19 protein-coding genes are annotated in these 21,342 nt (G+C 44.2%); 10 read left to right on the plus strand and 9 right to left on the minus strand.

Going from position 1 to position 21,342, the window contains the following annotated elements; genetic code table 11:
• Positions 1 to 72 precede the first annotated feature (72 nt).
• On the plus strand, positions 73 to 696 hold the full coding sequence (locus BEL04_RS04020) for an NUDIX hydrolase N-terminal domain-containing protein (protein ID WP_066000478.1): 624 nt from the start codon (positions 73 to 75) through the stop codon (positions 694 to 696).
• A 93-nt stretch (positions 697 to 789) separates the two neighbouring features.
• On the opposite strand, the gene ppsA is transcribed toward BEL04_RS04020, so the two are convergent.
• Positions 790 to 3,246, minus strand: a complete 2,457-nt coding sequence (ppsA, locus tag BEL04_RS04025) for a phosphoenolpyruvate synthase (RefSeq protein ID WP_066000480.1) — start codon at positions 3,244 to 3,246, stop codon at positions 790 to 792.
• Between the two features lie 143 nt (positions 3,247 to 3,389).
• Here ppsA and BEL04_RS04030 point away from each other — a divergent pair, with 143 nt between their 5' ends.
• On the plus strand, positions 3,390 to 4,259 hold the full coding sequence (locus BEL04_RS04030; RefSeq protein ID WP_066000482.1) for an AraC family transcriptional regulator: 870 nt from the start codon (positions 3,390 to 3,392) through the stop codon (positions 4,257 to 4,259).
• Between the two features lie 67 nt (positions 4,260 to 4,326).
• On the opposite strand, the gene BEL04_RS04035 is transcribed toward BEL04_RS04030, so the two are convergent.
• Positions 4,327 to 5,613, minus strand: coding sequence for a DUF1501 domain-containing protein (locus tag BEL04_RS04035; protein WP_066000484.1), 1,287 nt, complete (start codon positions 5,611 to 5,613; stop codon positions 4,327 to 4,329).
• A gap of 53 nt (positions 5,614 to 5,666) precedes the next feature.
• On the minus strand, positions 5,667 to 7,679 hold the full coding sequence (locus BEL04_RS04040) for a DUF1800 domain-containing protein (protein WP_066000486.1): 2,013 nt from the start codon (positions 7,677 to 7,679) through the stop codon (positions 5,667 to 5,669).
• A 236-nt stretch (positions 7,680 to 7,915) separates the two neighbouring features.
• Between BEL04_RS04040 and BEL04_RS04045 the strand changes: the two genes are divergently transcribed.
• The 7 genes from BEL04_RS04045 (at position 7,916) to BEL04_RS24160 (ending at position 14,620) form a co-directional block, all read left to right on the plus strand.
• Complete coding sequence (locus tag BEL04_RS04045) at positions 7,916 to 8,437, plus strand: hypothetical protein (protein WP_066000488.1); 522 nt, start codon at positions 7,916 to 7,918, stop codon at positions 8,435 to 8,437.
• A gap of 45 nt (positions 8,438 to 8,482) precedes the next feature.
• On the plus strand, positions 8,483 to 10,306 hold the full coding sequence (locus tag BEL04_RS04050; RefSeq protein WP_066000491.1) for an ABC transporter ATP-binding protein: 1,824 nt from the start codon (positions 8,483 to 8,485) through the stop codon (positions 10,304 to 10,306).
• A 97-nt stretch (positions 10,307 to 10,403) separates the two neighbouring features.
• A complete protein-coding gene (locus tag BEL04_RS04055) occupies positions 10,404 to 11,795 on the plus strand; it encodes an MBL fold metallo-hydrolase (protein WP_066000493.1) in 1,392 nt (463 codons plus the stop codon).
• 88 nt (positions 11,796 to 11,883) lie between these two features.
• A complete protein-coding gene (locus tag BEL04_RS04060; protein WP_066000495.1) occupies positions 11,884 to 12,384 on the plus strand; it encodes a hypothetical protein in 501 nt (166 codons plus the stop codon).
• A gap of 80 nt (positions 12,385 to 12,464) precedes the next feature.
• Positions 12,465 to 12,989, plus strand: a complete 525-nt coding sequence (locus BEL04_RS04065; RefSeq protein WP_139112911.1) for a hypothetical protein — start codon at positions 12,465 to 12,467, stop codon at positions 12,987 to 12,989.
• Positions 12,990 to 13,067: 78 nt separating this feature from the next.
• A complete protein-coding gene (locus tag BEL04_RS23805; protein WP_083227749.1) occupies positions 13,068 to 13,712 on the plus strand; it encodes a hypothetical protein in 645 nt (214 codons plus the stop codon).
• Positions 13,713 to 13,939: 227 nt separating this feature from the next.
• Entirely contained in the window at positions 13,940 to 14,620 is a 681-nt protein-coding gene (locus BEL04_RS24160; protein ID WP_175403995.1) for a hypothetical protein, read from the plus strand.
• 129 nt (positions 14,621 to 14,749) lie between these two features.
• Here the strand turns inward: BEL04_RS24160 and BEL04_RS04085 are convergent, their stop codons facing one another.
• From BEL04_RS04085 to rpsO, 6 genes are all read right to left on the minus strand, one after another.
• Positions 14,750 to 15,697: a D-2-hydroxyacid dehydrogenase gene (locus BEL04_RS04085; protein WP_066003435.1), complete on the minus strand. Its 948-nt coding sequence runs from the start codon at positions 15,695 to 15,697 to the stop codon at positions 14,750 to 14,752.
• 25 nt (positions 15,698 to 15,722) lie between these two features.
• Complete coding sequence (gene serC / locus BEL04_RS04090; protein ID WP_066000505.1) at positions 15,723 to 16,790, minus strand: 3-phosphoserine/phosphohydroxythreonine transaminase; 1,068 nt, start codon at positions 16,788 to 16,790, stop codon at positions 15,723 to 15,725.
• Positions 16,791 to 16,999: 209 nt separating this feature from the next.
• Positions 17,000 to 17,656 carry a ribulose-phosphate 3-epimerase gene (rpe, locus tag BEL04_RS04095; protein ID WP_066000507.1) on the minus strand — a complete coding sequence of 219 codons (657 nt, stop codon included), beginning with the start codon at positions 17,654 to 17,656 and terminating at the stop codon, positions 17,000 to 17,002.
• A 51-nt stretch (positions 17,657 to 17,707) separates the two neighbouring features.
• On the minus strand, positions 17,708 to 17,989 hold the full coding sequence (locus tag BEL04_RS04100) for a hypothetical protein (protein ID WP_066000509.1): 282 nt from the start codon (positions 17,987 to 17,989) through the stop codon (positions 17,708 to 17,710).
• A 216-nt stretch (positions 17,990 to 18,205) separates the two neighbouring features.
• On the minus strand, positions 18,206 to 20,341 hold the full coding sequence (gene pnp / locus BEL04_RS04105) for a polyribonucleotide nucleotidyltransferase (RefSeq protein ID WP_066000517.1): 2,136 nt from the start codon (positions 20,339 to 20,341) through the stop codon (positions 18,206 to 18,208).
• Between the two features lie 128 nt (positions 20,342 to 20,469).
• Positions 20,470 to 20,748 carry a 30S ribosomal protein S15 gene (gene rpsO / locus BEL04_RS04110; protein ID WP_066000522.1) on the minus strand — a complete coding sequence of 93 codons (279 nt, stop codon included), beginning with the start codon at positions 20,746 to 20,748 and terminating at the stop codon, positions 20,470 to 20,472.
• Positions 20,749 to 20,921: 173 nt separating this feature from the next.
• Here rpsO and BEL04_RS04115 point away from each other — a divergent pair, with 173 nt between their 5' ends.
• Positions 20,922 to 21,329 carry a thioesterase family protein gene (locus tag BEL04_RS04115; RefSeq protein ID WP_066000524.1) on the plus strand — a complete coding sequence of 136 codons (408 nt, stop codon included), beginning with the start codon at positions 20,922 to 20,924 and terminating at the stop codon, positions 21,327 to 21,329.
• The last annotated feature ends 13 nt before the right edge of the window (positions 21,330 to 21,342 follow it).

Raw genomic sequence — 21,342 nt, forward strand, 5'->3', positions numbered from 1 at the left:
TTATCACCTGTTAAGTTTATATTAATTTGTACATCCGCACATTTTCGCATTTGCACATTGTTATCTTTGAGCATGTCGTCTACCAACCTGCTGAATATTGCCAAGCGATTGAAAACCATGTCGCACCTGGGCCTTACCTACGCCAACAACGAGTACGATGCCGACCGTTACAAAGAACTTGAACAGATCAGCCTTGAATTGATGAACATGGTTACCGAGCACCCGCTGGAAATACTGACCACTTATTTTCATCATAAAAAAGAGTATATCACACCTAAAGTGGATATCCGCGCTGTTGTATTCAATGAAAAGCAGGAAATACTGCTCGTTAAAGAAAAGTCGGACGGGCGATGGTCGTTACCTGGGGGCTGGGCTGATATCGGCCTCTCTCCTGTGGATGTAGCCGTAAAAGAAACGTTTGAAGAAACCGGATTTACCGTGGAGCCGGTTAAACTTTTGGCCGTAATGGATAAACGCTGCCATACGCACCCGCCGGAGTTGGATTATGTGTATAAAATATTTATCCAATGCCGGATTTTTCACGGCGAATACAATCCGGCTTTTGATATTTTGGAAGTAGACTTTTTTGGTCGTGATGCCATACCGCCTTTATCGTTAGACCGGGTTTTACCGGCGCAGATTAGCTTGATGTTTGAGTATCTTGACGATCCGGATAAAGTGGCGGTGGTGGATTAGGTTACCTTCAACAACAAAAAAACCTCCCCAGTGGTATTGGGGAGGTGGTCTATAATTGGTCAGTCAACAACCGCCGGTTAGTGCGGTATTTCTTTAAGCTGCGCTATCCAGCGTTACTTTTTCAGTTTTTAAACCTTGTTCAATCTGGCTGATGGCATTTACTGTTTTGAAGAATGAGTCGGGCGTAACTGAGATGGTATCGATGCCCTGCTCAACCAAAAACTGTGCAAAATCAGGGAAATCTGACGGCCCCTGGCCGCAAATGCCAACTTTTATGTTTGACTGCTTCGCGGTTTTGATCAGCATTTTGATCATGGATTTTACGGCTTCGTTGCGTTCGTCGTAAATGTGCGCAACCAGCGACGAATCGCGATCCAGACCTAAAACCAATTGAGTTAAATCGTTACTGCCGATGGAAAACCCATCAATATGTTTGGCAAACTGGTCGGCCATGATCACGTTCGAAGGTAATTCGGCCATCAGGAATATTTCCAGTCCGTCTTCGCCCCTGTTTAAACCGTATTCGGCCATTACTTCATAAACCTGGAGCAGCTCTTTTACCGTACGGCAGAAAGGGATCATCACCACTACATTCTTCAATCCCAGCTTTTCGCGAACAAGTTTGATGGCTCTACATTCCAAACCAAATGCCTCTTTATACTCGGAAGAGTAATAGCGCGAAGCTCCTCGCCAGCCGATCATCGGGTTTTCCTCGGTTGGTTCGAAGTATTTGCCGCCCAGCAGGTTATAATATTCGTTGCTCTTAAAATCTGAGAAGCGTACGATCACTTTATTAGGATAGAATGCAGAGGCGATACGGGCAATACCGCAAGCTAATTTCTGCACAAAAAAATCTTCCTCATCCTTGAAACCACGGGTCAGGTTGTCGATTTGCGCGCTCAGGTCAACATCATTCAATTCCCTGTGATGCATCAAAGCCATCGGGTGCACCTGGATATAATTATTAATGATAAACTCTTCACGGGCCAGGCCGACACCTTTATTCGGATAATGCGAGAAATTGAAAGCCATATCCGGCGAAGCTACGTTCAGCATTACCGGGGTTTTGGTTTCGGGCAGTTCGTCGAGATTATAGGTTGTTTCTTTAAATGATATGGCGCCGTTGTAGATCAAACCCGTATCACCCTCGGCGCATGATGCGGTAATCAGTTGCTCTTGCTTTAGTATTTTGGTGGCATTACCACAGCCAACAATTGCCGGTACCCCCAGCTCGCGGGCAACGATTGCTGCGTGACAGGTGCGGCCGCCTTTATTGGTAATAATGGCCGAAGCAATCTTCATAATCGGTTCCCAGTCGGGGTCGGTCATATCGGTAACCAGCACATCGCCTTTTTTAAAATCGATGTGACTGATCTCGTCTTTACTATGAGCTTCGAGGATATTTACTTTGCCGGCAGCTATTTTATCACCAACGGCGATGCCTTTTAACAGCAGGTGCCCAGTACGGTTGGCATCGGTGATGCTGTAACCGGTAAGCGTATTATATTGCTTGCGCGAATGTATAGTTTCGGGACGAGCCTGCACGATGAACAACTGACCTGTTTGCCCATCGATAGCCCATTCAATATCCATTGGGCACCAGCGGTTTTTAATTCGCGAGTAATGCTCTTCGATAGTGATTACCCATTGCGCCAGTTGCAATACCATCACATCGCTCAGGCAAAAGCTATTGAACTCGGCCTGCGAGGTTTCAGTAATTGTTACACGCTCGCCAATTACTTTGCTATACACCATCTTTTTATCTTTTACGCCTAATTTGCGTTCAATGATGGAGTCGAAACCTTGTTTCAGAGTTGGTTTAAACACCATAAATTCATCAGGCGATACAGAGCCTTGCACAATCAGTTCGCCCAGGCCGTAAGAACCATTGATGATCACGGCATCTTTAAAACCGCTTTCAGTGTCCAATGAGAACGCCACACCAGAAGCAGCCAGATCGGAACGCACCATTTTTTGTACGCAAACCGACAAACCGATATCAAAATGATCATAATTAAAGCTTTCGCGATAGCTGATGGCACGATCGGTAAACAAGGAAGCAAAGCAATCACGTACAGAATCCAGCAATGCATCAACACCGCTCACATTTAAAAAAGTTTCCTGCTGGCCTGCAAAAGATGCATCCGGCAGGTCCTCAGCTGTAGCTGATGAGCGCACTGCAACATCCACATTATCAACGCTATATTCGGCTGAAAGTTCATGATAAGCATGTGTAATCTGCTCTGTCAATGCGGGTGGAAATACTCCCGCAGCGATCATACGACGCACTTTCTGACCGCAACGGCGCAGGGCGTCGAGATCGTTCAGGTCTGTTGCGTGAATGAGACTTTTGATCTGATCTTCGAGCAGGTTGTAGGAGATGTACTCCTGGTAAGCAGCCACGGTGATAATGTATCCTCCCGGGATACGCACGTTCAGCTTGGTAAGGTGCTGGAGCATCTCGCCCAGGGAAGCGTTTTTGCCGCCAACAATATCTATATTATCAATGCCAACTTCGTTTAGGTTCAGGATGAACTTTGTATTTTTCATAACAATTGGTTTTACGTGTCTGAATACGATACAAAGAACAGGCTAATTTTTGGTTTGACTTGAATACTTATTAACCAATTTTGATACTATCTTAACCACTATTTTGAATATATCATTTAAAATAAGTTATCTTAGTATTATAAATGAATCCACAGTTATTTAAGATATCGGCAAGCGCAGAGTATTCATTCAGTATCAAGCACGATGTGGTGTCCTATTTCTATAACCAACTGCATTATCACCCCGAAGTTGAACTGGTTTATATCATTCGCGGAACGGGCAGCAGGTTTATCGGCGATAGTGTTAACAGTTTTACCGCGGATGAACTGGTGCTGATAGGCTCGAATGTGCCGCATTTATTCCGCAACGATGACGATTATTATAACGACCTGCCCGGTTTGAAGGCCGAATCGGTAACGCTGCATTTTTTACCGGAGATATTTGGCGCTGCGTTTTTAAACATTCCTGAGAACAAGCCTATCAGTGAGTTGCTGGAAAAGGCACAGTATGGCATTACTATACATGGCCATACCAAAGAAAAAGTTAGACAACAAATGGAGCAATTGGGTTTTGCAGAGAAGAGCGAACGCATTATTCTATTGTTACAGTTATTAAATACCATTGCTGCAGCGCCAGATAACCAAACCATCGCACACTTTAGCCGCAACCGGGTGCTCAACAAATCAGACGAGAGCCGGCTGAACAGGATCTATCAATACACTTTAAATAACTACAACCACGAAATCACGCTTAAGGAAATAGCTTCGATTGTTTATATGGTGCCCCACTCCTTTTGCCGGTACTTCAGGCAGCGTACAAAAAAAAGGTATTCTCAATTTTTGTTAGAGGTAAGGGTAAGCCAGGCCTGTAAATTATTATCAGAAACTGATTACAGCGTTGCAGTTGTGTGTTACGAAAGCGGGTTTAAAAACTTCAGCAACTTTAACAGGCATTTTAAAGCTATTATAGGAAAATCTCCGCTGGAATACAGAAAGAGTTACAGGTCTCTTTAAAGATGTGTGGCAATAAAAAAGCCCCGGTACGACCGGGGCCATATGTTTGATAAACAGATGTCGGAAATTAAGAGCGCATCACACCGATGTGCTCACCGGTCCAATCCGGGAAGAGTACCTTATCGTTTTTAATCAACAGGTGCCTGTCAGCCACTTCGCTGAACACCGAGCGGAAGTCGGTAGTTACCGCCAGGTCGCGGCCGTCTTCCAGTGTTTCGAGGCTTATCGGCTGCACTTTGTTGTGAACAATACCACCGTTAACATCGTTACCTAAGATAAAATTACATGATGCACGGCCATGATCGGTGCCGCCGGTGCCGTTTTGTTTTACGGTACGGCCAAACTCAGTCATGGTCATCAGGGTAACATCGTCGGTGTATTGACCAAGATCTGTCCAGAAAGCTACGATACAGTTGCTCAGATCGTTTACATTACGGGCGAAGATACCTGTGTCAGATCCCTGGTTAAAGTGTGTATCCCAACCACCCGATTCGGTAAAGGCTATTTCCAAACCTACATCCATTTTGATGAGCTGAGCAATCTGTTTTAACGAGTTACCTACAGCAGTATTCGGATAAACAGCGCCGTTAGCCGGTTTGTAATTTTTGATATCTGTTTTTTGCAGCATTTTCATAGCGTCGAAGCTTTCCTTGCCTGTTGATTTTAATAAGCTTGAAGAAGTTTGATCGTACAGGTCTTCGAAGCTTTTTGCCGCCATGTTTACACCTTGCGGGTTGCCACGCATTTGGATGGCAAAATCCTGCAGGTTGCTGATGGCTACCGATGGGTTATCGCCATAGAACGAACGTGGCAAAGCAGAGGTTAAGCTTACAGCCTGGAATGGTGTTGCAGGCGTACCGGCATCGTGGCCCAGCAGGCCAACCGCGCGGTTTAACCAGCCGCTGGCGGTGCCTTTGTTAAACGGCGTGCCCGATTCCATATAATCCTGTGCATCAAAGTGCGAACGGGTATTATTTGGCGAACCAATGCCATGTACTATCGCTAAACGCTTATCGCGGAACAAAGGCTCGAAAGCGCTCATCGACGGGTGCAGCCCCCAACGGCCATCCAGGTCGATCAGCGGTGTTTTATTGCCGTTGCCTCCTTTGGCTGCCGATAAAAACAACGTCGGGCGATTAGTTTGTAAATATTGCTCATTAAACGGCGTAACAGCCATCAAGCCGTCCATCGCACCGCGCTGGAAGATACAAACCAGCGTCTTCTTCTTTTTGTAGGGACTGATGATTTTGTCGCTGGCTGCGGCTTCGGCTATGAATGATGGGATACCGCCCATTAAGCTTATTCCAAATAAGGCTAACCCGCCTGCTTTAAGAAAACCTCTTCTCGATGTCATGATCTGTAATATTTATAGGTGTGTGTCTTGTTTCGGTTAATGATCTTAATTTATTAACGGCGCTGATACTCGGGCGAACCGATCAAAATACCAACAACCTGCGATAACATACTGTTTTGGCCAGGACTGTTCTGCATAGCGTACATCAACCTGTCGCCAGCTGCGCCGCCGCCTTTATTCAATTTGGCTTTATAATTTTTCGCGTTATCGGCCATCTGCATCATATTGTTATCATCGCCCCCCGCGTTCATATCCTGCACCGATTTGGTTTTGCCGGCAGCTTCGTCTATCTTTTTACCCAGGTCGGGATCATTCAACATCGGCGTTAAGCGGGCGATAGTTTGATCGAGGTTACGCTCCGGCATGATGAGCTTGCCATAAGTAACCAGGCCTTCCTGTGCACTTTCGGGTTCGCGGTTGTTGTTCAACGCTTTCAGGTCGAAAGTGATGCCCGGTATGCGTTTGGTAGCCAGGGCCAAGCCAAAGTTCATGCGGTTAAGCAATGCACCGGTATTGATCCAGTATTGCCCCCTGTCCGGGAAACCGGTTGGCGCCTGGTAATAATATAGTTTCTGGCCCATTTTGGTGATCCACAGATACAACGGATATGGAGCAGTGATATGAGCATCTAATGCGCGTACCGAACTAATAGCCAGCTCGAATGGCGATTTGGTTTTTTCGCGTAGCGACTGCGCACTCCAAAACTCAGGCGAAGAAGCCATCGTGATCAGCACCTCTTTGATGTCGCCATCGTGATCGGTAAACGATTTGGCCATTTTATCCAATAAGCTTTGCGGCGGGGTATCGCTTACAAAACGAACGGCAATTTTTTTGGTAATGAATTTAGCTGTCGACGGATGGTGTGCCAGCATTTCTAACAAGTCGACACCTTCCTGGTAGCCTCCGCCTGCAGGAAAAGTATGCCCTAAAACTACTTTTTGGCCCTCATCGTGGCGGTTGGCGTTGAATAAAAAGTCGCCATCGCGCACAAAACCGTTTTTCTCCATATTGGCAGTACCGTAGGTATCTACAATTTTGCGGGCCGCATTTCCGTAACCATCGTTCATCGGGAAGATGGTCCAGCCGGTAAGCACTTTGGCAGCCTGTGTAACATCGCTTTGTGTATAGCCACCATCAACTCCTAAAGTGTGTAGTTCCATCACCTCGCGGGCGTAATTCTCATTCAGCCCCTGCGCCTTCCTGGCTTTTTGAGCGTTTGCTAAAAATTTGGCCTGCGGCGAGTTCGGATCGGCCTGCATCATTTGCTCCTGCTGTTGTTGTATGAACTGGGCACGGCGGGCATTTGGCTGTTTAGCGTTGGTATTTACGCCCACACTGCTGAAATTATCAAGAAAATACAACATCGCCGGCGATTTGGCAGTCGCCAGTAATATTTTATCAAATTTACCCAGCACATTCGGGCGGATAGCATCGCGTTCGTAAACCGGGATAAATTCGGCACAGTCGTTTTTGGTAAATGATACATTGAAGTGGTTGAACCAGAAATCGGTCAAAACCTCCTGTAACTGGTTATTGGTGTAAGCGGCTCTGAATATCTTGGCATTAACAAACTGGCGTAACAATTCCTGTTGTGGTTTGAGCCCGTTCTTATCCATATAAGCTTTGATCTGCTCACGATATTCCTTCTTATCAGCCTTGAGATTATTTACAGAATCTTTGCTAATGATACCTTCTTTTACCGCCATACGTACCAGTTGTCCGTTTTTGGGGTACTCGGCCACAATCTGTTCGTTGCTCAGAGTCAGATCTTTATATTGGGCCAGCATACTATCCAGCGCCGGGTCGGCTTGTTTGGCTTCCAGTTGTTGCTGGAACCATTTTTCGAGGCCAATTTTCACCACCGCGTCAACCTCGCCGGGTGTTGCCCCATAGGTAAACCTGTTTAACAAGTGTGCCGCCGCCTGGCGCTCGGTTAAACCCGCCTGTTTGTAGGGGAACGCAAAAGATTTAGCCGGTAAACCCGGGCCCCTGAAAAACGAGCTCAGGGCCACAGCGCTTGCGGCAATCGCAACAAATAGCAAAAGGTACTTGTATGGGGCTTTCATAATAAATAGCTTTTAGGTTAGCAATTTAACTGTCAGACGGTTAAAAACTACCGAAGTTTAATCGGGTAGTTAAATTTAATGAAAATCGGATGAAATTTATTTACTGTATATATAATCATCTGCAAATACTGTTTTAACGCTGTTTACTATATTCATAACCAGGGATCACGTCGGCTGGCCAGCACAGCGGCATCCATTTTGGGAAACAAATATTGTACGTAGTTGTATAAGAAATTATGAAGAAACTCGTACTTACTTTTATCGCGATGGCTGCTTTTATAAAATGTTTCGCCATTAACACCGATTCGCTGCTTTACGAACATCAGCGTGCCAAAATAAACGGTATGCTGGATGTGCGCCGGCAAAAGTTCAGCCAGTATACCGAAAGTTTAGATATGCACACAGGTATTTTTGGCTTGCAAACCAAGAAAGACATCAGGCGATCAAACGAAATATTGATGGAGATTGTACGCACCGACGACAACATTTTTAAAGAATTGAAGATACTGCTGGAGTATAAAACTTTCGAACAAACCCAGGTAGCCAGCAAGTCGGAAGAGACTGAAAACCATGCGCTTGCCTATATGGCCACCATCAATAAGCTGCGCGACGAAAACACCCGCTTGCAATCTGAAGAAAACAGGGTAACAAATGAGTTCCGCCAGCGTCAAACCATGCATATTGTGGTGATCCTGCTGCTCATCCTATTGTCAGTTTTTTTATTAACCCGTAAAAGACCGACAGCAAACACCAACTGAGCCGTACTTTTGCCATCTGAGAATTACATTTTTAAATTGTAAATAATGGCCAGAGGACGACTCAACAGCGGCAACGCAGCAGAACAGGAACTACCCAAAGCGAAGATAAACAGGCGGAGCCTACACAATATAAAGCAACTATTTAATTATCTAAAGCCTTACCGGCTTAAGTTTGCGGGCGCTATGTTCTTTTTGTTTTTGTCGAGCCTTACCGGCTTAGCCTTTCCAAAACTTGTAGGTGGCCTGGTAGACGCTGCTTCTCACAGCCTTAAGCAAGGTTTATTACCCGGCAATTTAAACGACATCGGCCTCATCGCTTTAGCCGTGCTGTTTGCCCAGGGCTTTGTTTCATTTTTCAGAGTAACGTGGTTTGTCCAGATAGCAGAAAATGCGCTGGCCGATATTCGGCGTGATACGTATTTTAAGCTGATAACCTTGCCGATGGATTTTTTTGCCAATCGTCGGGTTGGCGAATTAAACAGCCGTATTTCGTCCGACCTATCTCAAATACAAGATACGATTACCACAAATTTCGCCGAAATAATACGGCAGATTACCCTAATGATAGGCGGTATTATTTTAATGGCGATGGTATCCGGCAAACTGGCCTTAGTGATATTGGTCATCCTGCCGCTATTGATCCCCTCGGCTATCCTTTTTGCACGCTATACACGCAAAATATCACGCGCAGCACAGGATGAACTTGCCGCTTCAAATACTATTGTACAAGAAACCTTATTGGGTATTGCAAGTGTCAAAGCTTTTGTCAACGAAGCTTTCGAGGCTGCCAGGTACGACAAAAGTATACGAAACGTAGCACGACTTGGTATAAAGGGAGCGACGGTGAGGGGCTTATTTGCAGCTTTTGTAGTATTTATAGGTTTTGGTGTAATATTCTGCATGGTATGGTATGGCGCACATTTAGTTTTAATAAAAGATTTAAAATTTGGCGAGCTTATACAATTTGTAATTTATGCAATGATGGTCTCGACATCTCTCGCGAGCTTACCCGAACAATATGCTAATATCCAGCGTACCGTTGGCGCCAGCGAGCGCGTTATCGAAATACTGAATGATAAAGGCGAAAGTGTTAACATTATCGAATCAGAAAATCGTATCAAGCAAAAAATTGAAGGCAACCTGAGCTTTAACAATGTACAATTCCACTACCCCTCACGGCCCGAGATCGAGGTTTTAAAAGGTGTATCCTTTGATGCTACTGCCGGGCAAAAGGTGGCTATCGTCGGCCCAAGCGGTTCGGGTAAGTCGACTACCGCTTCATTGATACTGCAATTTTACCACCCGCAAAACGGCGAATTGCTATTCGACGGCAAACCGGCCTCGGCTTATTCACTTACCGATATCCGCAAACAGGTAGCTATTGTACCACAGGATGTGATCCTGTTCGGCGGTACCATCCGCGAAAACATAGCGTACGGTAAACTTGGTGCTACCGACGAAGAAATAGAACAAGCCGCCAAACGTGCCAACGCCTACGATTTCATAACTGGTTTCCCTGAAGGTTTTAGTACGGTTGTAGGCGAGCGCGGCGTAAAACTTTCGGGCGGGCAAAGGCAACGAATAGCCATAGCGAGGGCTTTGCTGAAAAATCCATCTATACTGATACTGGACGAGGCTACTTCGTCGCTCGATTCGGAGTCGGAACGTTTGGTACAGGAGGCACTGGAGGAACTAATGAAAGGCCGCACATCCATCATCATCGCACACCGCTTATCTACCATTCGTGAAGCCGACCAGATCATCGTGCTCGAAAAAGGTGTTATTGTTGAAAGCGGCAACCACGACGAATTATTACAAAACGAGAGCGGATTATACAGATATTTGAGTAGTTTGCAGTTCGAAGTATGAAAGCTTCGGTCAATAGTCGATGGTCAATAGTCCATAGACAAAAACAACAAACTAAAACAAATCCATGGGCCATGGTCTATGGTCTATCGACTAAATAATGAAGTTAACCATACACGGTGCGGCCCAGCAAGTAACCGGGAGCATGCACCTTTTGCATACGGGCCAGTATAAAATACTGATAGATTGTGGCCTCGACTACGAAAAGGACAGCCACATACAGCTGAACGAAAACTTCCCGTTCAGGCCTGAAGAGATAGATGTGGTTATTTTAACCCATGCCCATATCGACCACTCGGGTAACTTACCTACCCTGGTACGTATGGGTTTTAACGGACAGATATTGTGTACCCCGCCAACTGCCGACCTTACCGAGTTATTATTACTCGATTCGGTAAACATCTTTTTACGGAAAGAGGAAAAATCTCGTAAACATAACCGTAAAAGGCCAGGGCGTGGCCGGCAGCCGCTATATCTGCAAAAACATGTGATGGATACCGTTGACCGGTTTATCACCATCGGGTTTAACAAACCGTTCCGCATTACCGGCGATATCGAACTGACTTTTATACCTGTAGGCCATTTATTAGGTGCCGCTGCAGTTGTACTCAGGATCAATGATGAAGGTGAGGAAAAAACCATTGCCTTTACCGGCGATATCGGTCGTAAAAACTACCCGGTATTGAACGACCCACAGGATATACCCCAGGTTGATTACCTGGTGTCCGAATCAACCTACGGCGGGCGTCATCATAGCAAAGACAAAAACATCGAGGAAACACTTGTCGAAACTATTAATAAAGCTTGTATAAAAGAATTGGGCAGGCTGATCATACCGGCGTTCAGCATCGGACGCACACAAGCGTTGGTTTATTCGCTTAACAAGATATTCAGCAAGGGTTTATTGCCACCTGTAAAGGTGTTTGTGGATAGTCCGCTGGCAAATATTTCAACCGGAGTTTTCAGGAAATACCATTCTTTGCTGAACGAAGATGCACAGGATTTTTATAACCGGCAGGGCGATGAATTTGAGTTCGACAATCTCACTTATATCGAAAACCTGCGCGACAGCCGGCAGGTATCCAATTATTTCGAGCCTTGTATCATCATTTCCTCGGCCGGTATGCTGGATGGTGGCCGGATACAGGATCATTTATATTACAATATCCAGAATTACTACGCTACCATTTTATTTATTGGTTATTGTGCCAAAGGTACGCTTGGCCACAGGCTTTTACGTGGCGACCCCATAGTCCACATCCGTGACCGTGACCTGGCTGTATACGCCACGATTAAGAAAACGGACCTGTTCAGCGCTCATGGCGATCACGCCGATCTGGTCAATACGATTAAACAACAAAACAAAGAGCGGCTGAAAAACGTATACCTTGTACACGGCGAAACCGAAGGTATGGAGGCTATGGCTAATGAGCTGACACGGGAGGGATATACAGTTACTATCCCCGAAAGAGATATAAGCTATGAACTATAGCCCGGCCATCAGTATTAAATTATAATAACGGCAACCATTTTTCGTTTTAACCGTAATTACAGAAAAACGAATTTTTGTCAGTCATATCATGAAAAATACTTTTACATTACGATCGGGCGCGTGGATATTGTTGTTATTTGCCGGGCTGGCAGTAGTATTTACATCATGCGAAAAAATTGCCGGGCATACGATATCCACAAGTAAAACACCTGTCACCAAACAGGGGAATGCCTCCTTTACGCTCGACGGCAACATGCATATTCTATCCACAACCAGTTTGGATACTGTTTCTTTCAACACCACCACAGTACCTGTAACTACTATAACTGCTAAAAACGGGCAAAAAAACCTGGCAATGATACTCTCGTTCAATGCCAATACAGCAGGCTCGTTCCCGATTGCTTCGGTTTCGTTTACAGTACCCACAAGCAAGGGTACTCTTACTACCAGCGCTACTAACAGCGGCACAGTAACGGTTGATAGTTTTAATGTATACGGCGGTTTGCTCACCGGTAGTTTTACCACAAGTGTAAAAGATACCTCAAACACTGTAGTTACCGTAACCGGTACTTTTAATATACAGCAGTAACACTGCTTGCGGTGATATTTATTTTCTTTTAATTGTTTTATTTTATTATCTTTATAGCTACAACCTTTCATATAAAAGATATGAAGAAGCGGCTGACATTTAGTTTTATCTATTGCATCTTATCTTTATTTCTTTTCGGTGCTATTCTTAGTTCGTGCGAAAAAATACCGGGGCATACGATTGGAACGGGAACAGGAACCGGCACAAGTACAGGTACAGGCAGTGGCACTAAACAAGGTGTAGTATCCTTTAAGATAAACGACACCACACATATCTTACAAACCACGGCGTTTGATACGGTTAAATTTAACGTAACAACGGCCCCTAAAACCACGATAACTGCGCAAAACGGCCAAAAATATCTTTCAGCTTATCTGGAATGGAACTCAAATACAACAGGAACTTTCGCCATTACAAATGCTGCGTTCAGTTATATTTTGGCCGATAACCAAACCGTCTTAATTACCTCAACAACCAGCGGCACAGTAACTGTAAATAGCCTTAATGCGAGCGGTGGTGTGCTCACAGGTACATTCTCGTGCCCGATAAAGGACGCTAAGAATACTACTGTTACTGCGACTGGCACGTTTAATATACAGCAATAACATCGCAGACTATTCTTTTTTCGTATTGTTTAATTTATATTATCTTTATAGCTAATAATTTAGCTGTTGCAGATTAATATGAAAAAGCAATTATCACTTAGCCTTATCTGTTTCGTTTTACCTCTATTCCTTTGCGGTATTATTCTTAGTTCGTGCGAAAAAATACCCGGGCATACTGTTGTACCTTCAGGAGGCGCCAATGGCGGAAGTACAGGAAGCAGCAGCGGATCATCCAGTTCAGGCGGTGGTAGTTCATCAGGCGGCAGCGGAGGTTCTGGTGGCGCATCTACCATGGTACCTGGCGGAGGTAGCGGACCGATAGCTATTGGTGCTACAAATACGGTTATTTTTAGAATAAACAACGATACTACCTATACGTGGACAGCTCAGGATTATAATATTCAGATCGTTACCGTTAGTCCTCCTCTTAATCTGACACATCCCATTGTTAGTGCAAAATCGGGAATAGGTGGATTGAATGATTTTCAAATTATGTATTATTCTTTATCGCCCGGCACGCAAAAATCGGAGGTAAAGATCTCGTTAGATTTACTTTCGGGGAATAAATTCCTTACAGGAACAGAAAAAGTGACCGTTACTACGGAGGCTATGCAAAACAATGTATTGGTATTAAAAGGTACATTTGATGGATATGCTTATGTAAATAGCTACGCTTCAGATTCTGTACGCGTTGCTGGTTCGTTTAACCTCACTCAGCAGTAAGACAGTCTTCCGGTTTACAAATTAAAAGCTCAGAATACGCCGCGGCATTTTCTTGTTATTATCATCAAAGTAAGCCAGTACAAGTATTAGCCATTTCGATACATCTGCGTTCCTTGCCCGGATAATCGTCTACCTTTAGCAACCATAGCAACCGGATACAATCCATTTGTGAGCTTGATTCTTTAAAATTATTAAATTATATTAACTTTATTGCTATAAATACCAGTATGAAGAAACAACTACCACTTAGCTTTATTTATTGTGTTTTATCTTTATTCCTTTGCGGCACTATCCTCAGTTCGTGCGAAAAAATACCAGGACATCCTATTGACCCGACAGGCGGGAGCACCAAAACTTCCGGTGGAAGTGGCAGCAGTGGGTCTGGTTCAGGGTCTGGAAGTGGATCTGGTAGCGGTTCCGGCTCAGGGGCTGGAAGCGGATCTGGATCTGGAAGTGGTTCCGGGTCGGGCTCTGGCGGCGGTAGTTCAACGCCGGCCATGCCAACATCCAGTTCAGTGCCTATCGGTGCAAAAAACACATTTATCTATAAAATAAATGGTAAAACAACTACCATCACTCTTACAAATGCAATGAATGCATTTGCAAGCACACCTGGTTCAGGCTCATTAGGGCCCACAACTTTCATGAATTTTTATCAGGGTTCTGATTCTGTAAACCTTACCTGTGATGGTGCTTCAGTAGGTACATTTAACATGAGTAAATTGAGCATTCAGGATGCCGCGGGCGACGACTTTGTTGCCATGGCCGGTGGTAAAACAGTAATAACAAGTTTCAGCGTTGTTGCTGTTTTAGGTACAATAAAAGGCACATTTTATGGCTTGGCAGATAATAACTTCGATAACAACTATGTTCCGATCGAAGGTTCGTTTTATCTCTCGACAAATTGATTGAGTTCTACAAGACAAGAAAAAGGGGTTGTTCATGCTTATGAAACAACCCCTTTCTTTTCCTCGAATTTACCCGGACTTTTTCAGTACCCTCTGCAATTTTGGTAACCTTTTTATGCTTTGTTGTTATTACTTCTTAAAGTAACCGATAATCAGATTGGCCAGCTCAACACCGATGCGCTCCTGTGCTTCGTTGGTTGCCGCACCAATGTGCGGTGTTAACGATATCTTTGGATGGCTCAATATTTCCTGGCGCGGCGTCGGTTCGTTATCGTAAACGTCCAAACCGGCAAAACTTACTTTGCCACTGTTTAATGCATCGATCAAAGCCAATTCGTCGATCAGGCCGCCGCGCGAGCAGTTTACAATACCAACCCCCTTTTTCACTTCGGCAAACTCTTCAGCACCTAAAATCGGTTTATCAATAAATGGTGTATGCAGAGTAATAAAATCGGCCGATTTGATGATCTCTTCTTTGCTTGCTTTTTTTACCGAGGCTTTAACTTTCAAACCACCACCAAGGGCTAACTCAACTTCGGGGCTAAAGTCGTAAACGTCAAATGCTAAAACATCCATGCCTAAGCCGATAGCCATTTTAGCTACTTCGCGGCCGATACGCCCAAAACCTAATATACCGATCGTTTTACCGCCCAACTCAATACCTTTAGCATAAGCCTTTTTCAGATCGTTGAATTTGGCAGCACCTTCAACAGGCATTTTGCGGTTACTATCGTGCAAGAAACGAACACCGGTAAACAGGTGACCGAATACCAGTTCGGCAACTGATAAAGATGACGATGCCGGAGTATTAAATACGGCTACACCTTTTTCTTTGGCATATTCAACGTCGATATTATCGACACCTACGCCTCCCCTGCCAATCAGCTTAATATTAGGGCAGGCGTCAATCAGGGCTTTGCGTACTTTTGTCGCGCTACGAACGGTAATGGCGTCGTATTCATTTAAACGAGCAGGTAGTTCGTCCTGCGGGATATTGTTGGTATCAATTATAAAACCGGCAGCTTCCAGTAAAGCTTTACCAGCCGGATCGATACCATCATTAGCTAATATTTTCATTTTTAGTTTTATGAAGAAGTGGTATTTATTTGTTTTTTTCGGCAAATTCCTGCATTGCGTCGATCAATGCATAAACGCTTGTAATTGGCAAAGCATTGTATATTGAAGCACGGAAACCGCCTGCACTGCGATGACCTTTTACGCCAACAATACCTCGTTCATCGCACAGTTTCAGGAAAGGTTTTTCGTGATCCGGGTTTTCAGTCAGAAAACAAACATTCATTTTTGAGCGGTCTTCCGGCACGCATACACCTTTGAAGAATGGGTTACGATCGATCTCAGTGTACAAAGCAGCAGCTTTTGCGTTGTTTTCTTTTTCTATAGCAGCTACACCACCCTTGGCCTTTAACCAGCGCAGGGTAAGCATGGATACATAAATGGCAAAGCACGGAGGTGTATTGTACATCGAACCACCTTCAATTTGCGTTTGATAATTAAACATGGCAGGTATCTTGCGGTCGGTCTTGCCCAATATCTCATCTTTAACAATCACCAAAGTGGTACCAGCCGGGCCCATGTTTTTTTGCGCGCCTGCGTAGATCAAACCAAAATCGGCCACGTTTACCACACGGCTAAAGATATCCGACGACATATCACAAATTAGCGGTACCGGCGATTTCGGGAACTGCTGTAATTGTGTACCGTAAATGGTATTGTTTGAGGTGATGTGAAAATAAGCAGCATCGGCAGGTATCTCATAATCCGTAGGGATGCTGCGGTAATTGTTTTCTTTACCGGTAGCTACCACGACAGGTTCGCCAAAGTATTTTGCTTCTTTAATGGCCTTACTTGCCCAAACTCCGCTATCCAGATAAGCTGCTTTACCATCCGATGGTAACAGGTTGTAAGGCACCATGGCAAACTGTGTGCTGGCACCTCCTTGCAAAAACAAAACTGAATAACCGGCCGGAACATTAAACAGCTCTTTTACCAAACTCACGGCCTCGTTTAATATGGCTTCAAACTCGGCCGACCGGTGTGATATCTCTAAAATTGATAGTCCAATTCCGTTTAAATCCAATACGCCCTCAGCCGCTTGCTTTAGTACTTCGTGAGGTAAAATGCCGGGTCCGGCGCCAAAATTATGTTTCATTTGTAAGTTAATTATAAGGTGATTTGAAGATCACTTTTATTTTTATACTGTTTAGACTATAGGATTTATATATTATGTATTTAAAAAAAACTTAGGATTATTTTTATTAAGATGTTAAAATTTACGCCGCTAAGTTATATAATTTGGAATTGATTGCAGCTAATATTTAAAAAAAATCGACACTGTATTGATGAATCTATCTTAAGGTATCAGCTTCCTGCTTTTTTGAGTTGTGATATAACTTCAAGGGGATCGGGCGATGCAAATACCGCATTACCGGCAACCAGCACATTGGCCCCGGCTTGTATCAACCTGGCTGCGTTAGATAGATCTACGCCGCCGTCAATCTCAATAAAAAGATCTGAATTAACCTCTTTGCTTAACTCTTTAACTTCGCGTATCTTTTTATAGGTGTTCTGTATAAATTTCTGCCCGCCGAAGCCGGGGTTTACCGACATGACCAGTATCAGGTCGACATCGGCAATAATATCAGCCAATAATGTTACAGGCGTATGCGGATTAATGGCTACCCCTGCCCTGCAGCCTAACTCTTTGATGCGTTGCACGGTCCGGTTTAAATGCGTGCAGGCCTCCAGGTGAACAGTGATGCCATCAGCACCGGCATCTTTAAAATCCTCAAGGTACCTGTCCGGGTCGACGATCATCAGATGCACATCCAGTGGTTTTTGGGCATATTGTTTAATAGAACGGATAACCGGGAAACCGAAAGAAATATTGGGTACAAACATGCCATCCATCACATCAACATGCATCCAATCGGCATTGCTGCTGTTCAGCATCTCAATTTCTTGTTTCAGATTGGCAAAGTTGGCGGTTAAAACAGAGGGCGAAACCAGGTGATTCATGCCCCAAACTTACAAAATATTTTCTTTCGGCTAAGTGTTAAGTATTCAGCGTTAATCGCAGTTTTGTAACAGATCGTAGTATTTTTTCATGAGTACCGGATCATAGTCAACCAACGATTTATAAGCTTCGGCAACCAGTTCGGTGAGTATCGACGCCCCCAGCAGCCCTGCCCCGTTCGGGATATTGTCATAGTACTTGATCAGCTCTTTTACCCTGATGATCTCATAAAGCAAATCCTGTATTAAATCGGTACTGTCGCCCTGGGCTGTCCCGCCGCTATTATTAGGTGAGTTATCTAAAAAATCTAAAGGACTATTAGGCGGAGGTATCATGTAATATAAACAGGCTCAGAAATGTTTAAATCGTACTTTACACTTGGGGCAAAAAACAACTTCACGCTTTTTAAACATCAAGCCGACACTTTTGTTTTTGCCAATTTAAATATTCATTAAAAACCTTTCTAAAATAGCGACAATATATCATTATATCCAAATACAAAAGAGGCCCTCAAAACTTGAGGGCCTCTACTATCAATTATCATTAAAAACTCAGGCATTAGCCGCCGGTTTTTCGGGCTTTGGCAATAAAGCTTTGCGCGAAAGTTTCAGCTTGCCTTGTTTATCAACATCTAATAATTTAACGCGTACTTCTTCGCCAATCTCGAAGATGCCGTCCATGTTTTCAATACGGCGGTGATCGATCTCAGAAATGTGCAGTAAGCCATCTTTACCAGGCATAATCTCAACAAATGCACCGAACGGCATGATCGATTTAACCTTACCCTGATAGATCTCGCCAACTTCTGGTTTAGCAGCGATAGCACGAATACGACTAACGGCAGCATCAATAGAAGCTTTATTATCGGCAAATACCTGTACGATACCCTGGTTATCTTTTTCTTCGATAGAGATGGTCGCACCGGTTTCGCGCTGCATTTCCTGGATGATTTTACCACCGGGACCGATAACAGCACCGATAAACTCTTTATCGATTTTAAGGGTAATAATACGCGGAGCGTGTGGTTTGTAATCTTCGCGTGGTGCGGTAATGGTTTTAGCCATTTCGCCAAGGATATGCAAACGGCCTTCTTTAGCCTGATCTAAAGCTTTAGCTAACACTTCGTAAGATAAACCATTGATTTTCAAGTCCATCTGAACGGCTACGATACCGTTTTTGGTGCCGGTTACTTTAAAGTCCATATCGCCTAAGTGATCTTCATCGCCCAGGATATCCGAAAGGATAGCATATTTGGTGCCCATTTCGTTGGTGATCAATCCCATTGCGATACCCGATACCGGGTTACTGATTTTAACACCGGCATCCATCAAGGCTAATGTACCGGCACAAACCGTAGCCATTGATGATGATCCGTTTGATTCAAGGATATCAGAAACTACGCGGATAGTATAAGGGTTTTCATCTTCTGATGGTAATACACGTTTTAACGAACGCTGCGCCAGGTTGCCGTGACCGATCTCGCGGCGGCCCGCTCCCCTGTTCGGGCGAACCTCGCCGGTTGAGAAACCAGGAAAATTGTAATGCAACATGAACTTTTGGTAACCATTGATGAAGGCACCATCAATCATCTGCTCATCATCCTTAGCACCTAAGGTAACCGATGTTAATGATTGCGTTTCGCCACGGGTAAACACTGCCGAACCGTGAGCAGCCGGTAAATAACCAACTTCGCTCCAGATAGGACGGATTTGCGTGGTGGTACGGCCATCTAAACGTTTGCCCTCGTCTAAAACAAGGTTGCGGATAGCATCATACTCAACATCGTGGTAGTATTTTTTAGCTAATCCTTTGGTGATATCATCGATCTCGCCTAAGGTTTCGATATAAGTATCTCTAACTTCTTTAAACTTAGCGGCGCGCTCATCCTTAGCAGATGCTGAGCTTGCTACAGCGTACACCTTATCGTAGGTTGCGGCGTAGATAGCTTTTTTAAGCTCTTCGTTGCTATGCTCATGGCTGTAAACACGTTTTTCGGTTTTACCAAGCTCTGCGGTTAATTCTTTCTGAACAAGGCATTGTACTTTAATTGCAGCATGGGCAAATTTGATGGCCTCAACCAATTCAGCTTCCTGAATCTCGGCGCTTTCGCCTTCAACCATGTTGATGTCGTGCTCGCTGCCTGCAACTATAAACTCTAAAGTGGCTTTCTCTAACTCGCTTAAAGTTGGGTTGATCACCAGTTTACCATCAATTTTAGCTACACGTACTTCTGATATAGGGCCGTTGAACGGGATATCGGAACAAGCTAGTGCCGCCGATGCAGCTAAACCTGCTAAGCAGTCAGGCATTATGTTTTTATCTGCCGATATCAGCGAGATCATTACTTGCGTATCAGCATGGTAATCATCAGGGAACATCGGGCGCAATGCACGGTCAACCAAACGCGAGATCAACACCTCATAGTCTGATAAACGGGCCTCGCGGCGTAAAAATCCACCGGGGATACGACCGGTAGCAGCATATTTTTCCTGATAATCAACAGAAAGAGGTAAAAAATCAACACCTTCTTTTGCTTCGGGGGTAGATACTACGGTTGCAAGCAACATGGTGTCGCCCATTTTTACCACAACCGAACCATCGGCTTGTTTGGCCAGTTTTCCTGTTTCGATCTCAATGGTGCGGCCGTCACCTAAATCGATAACCTTTTTAATTACGTTTAAACTCATCTTTTTTTGTTTGTGCCATACTTTTCATCTTTCGGAGCACGGCGATTTTTATTGTGTATTTATTATTCGGACAAAATTAAAAAAGCCATCGGCAAATGCGACGGCTTTTTGTTGAATGTGCAAAATATTTACTTGATGATATCGCGCAGCTCAAGAGCTTTGATAATGGCACGATACCTGTTAATATCTTTTTTGTACAGGTAAGCTAATAATGCACGGCGTTTACCTACTAATTTTTGAAGAGACAATTGGGTTGAAAAGTCTTTCTTGTTTTTTTTCAGGTGACCGGTTAAGTGTGCAATACGGCTGGTGAATAATGCAACCTGTGCTTCTGCCGAACCTGTGTTAGTGGCAGCGCCACCATGTTTTTCGAAAATCTCTGATTTCCATTCAGTACTTAAATACATTACTTGAATAATATTAAAGCGTTAATACTTTTGTTAATTGTGGCGCAAAGATAGTGTTTTTTATGATAAGTTAAAATTCAGAAAACAGAATTCAAAATCATGGCTATTGGATAATTACCCACAGGCATATTTTAGCTTTGAATTTTTACTTTTAACTTTTTAATTCAGAAACTATGTACCAGACCTTCGAAACCGAACACCGTGTACGCCCCGATGATATTGACATGTACCGGCACGTACATAACAGCAAGTATCTCGATTATGTACTTGCCGCGCGTTACGAGCAAATGGACAGGTTTTACGGCATGAGCCTCGAAAGCTTTTTACAGAAAGGTTACGGCTGGCTGGTAAAATCGGTACACATTAACTACAAGCGCGCCTTAACGATGGGTGAGTATTTCGTGGTCCGCACAGGCATCGAAAGTATCAACGAAAATGGTTGCCGGGTTCGTTTTACCATCAACAGCAAAGCGAGCAATAAAACCTGCGCCGATGGCTGGTTTGATTTTGTGATGATCGATATGCAAACAGGTAAGTCGGCCAAGGTACCGGCGGATATCATCAGTCATTATAATATTTAGGCTCCTCTCCTTT

It is taken from the genome of Mucilaginibacter sp. PPCGB 2223, assembly GCF_001705515.1.
Classification (GTDB): domain Bacteria; phylum Bacteroidota; class Bacteroidia; order Sphingobacteriales; family Sphingobacteriaceae; genus Mucilaginibacter.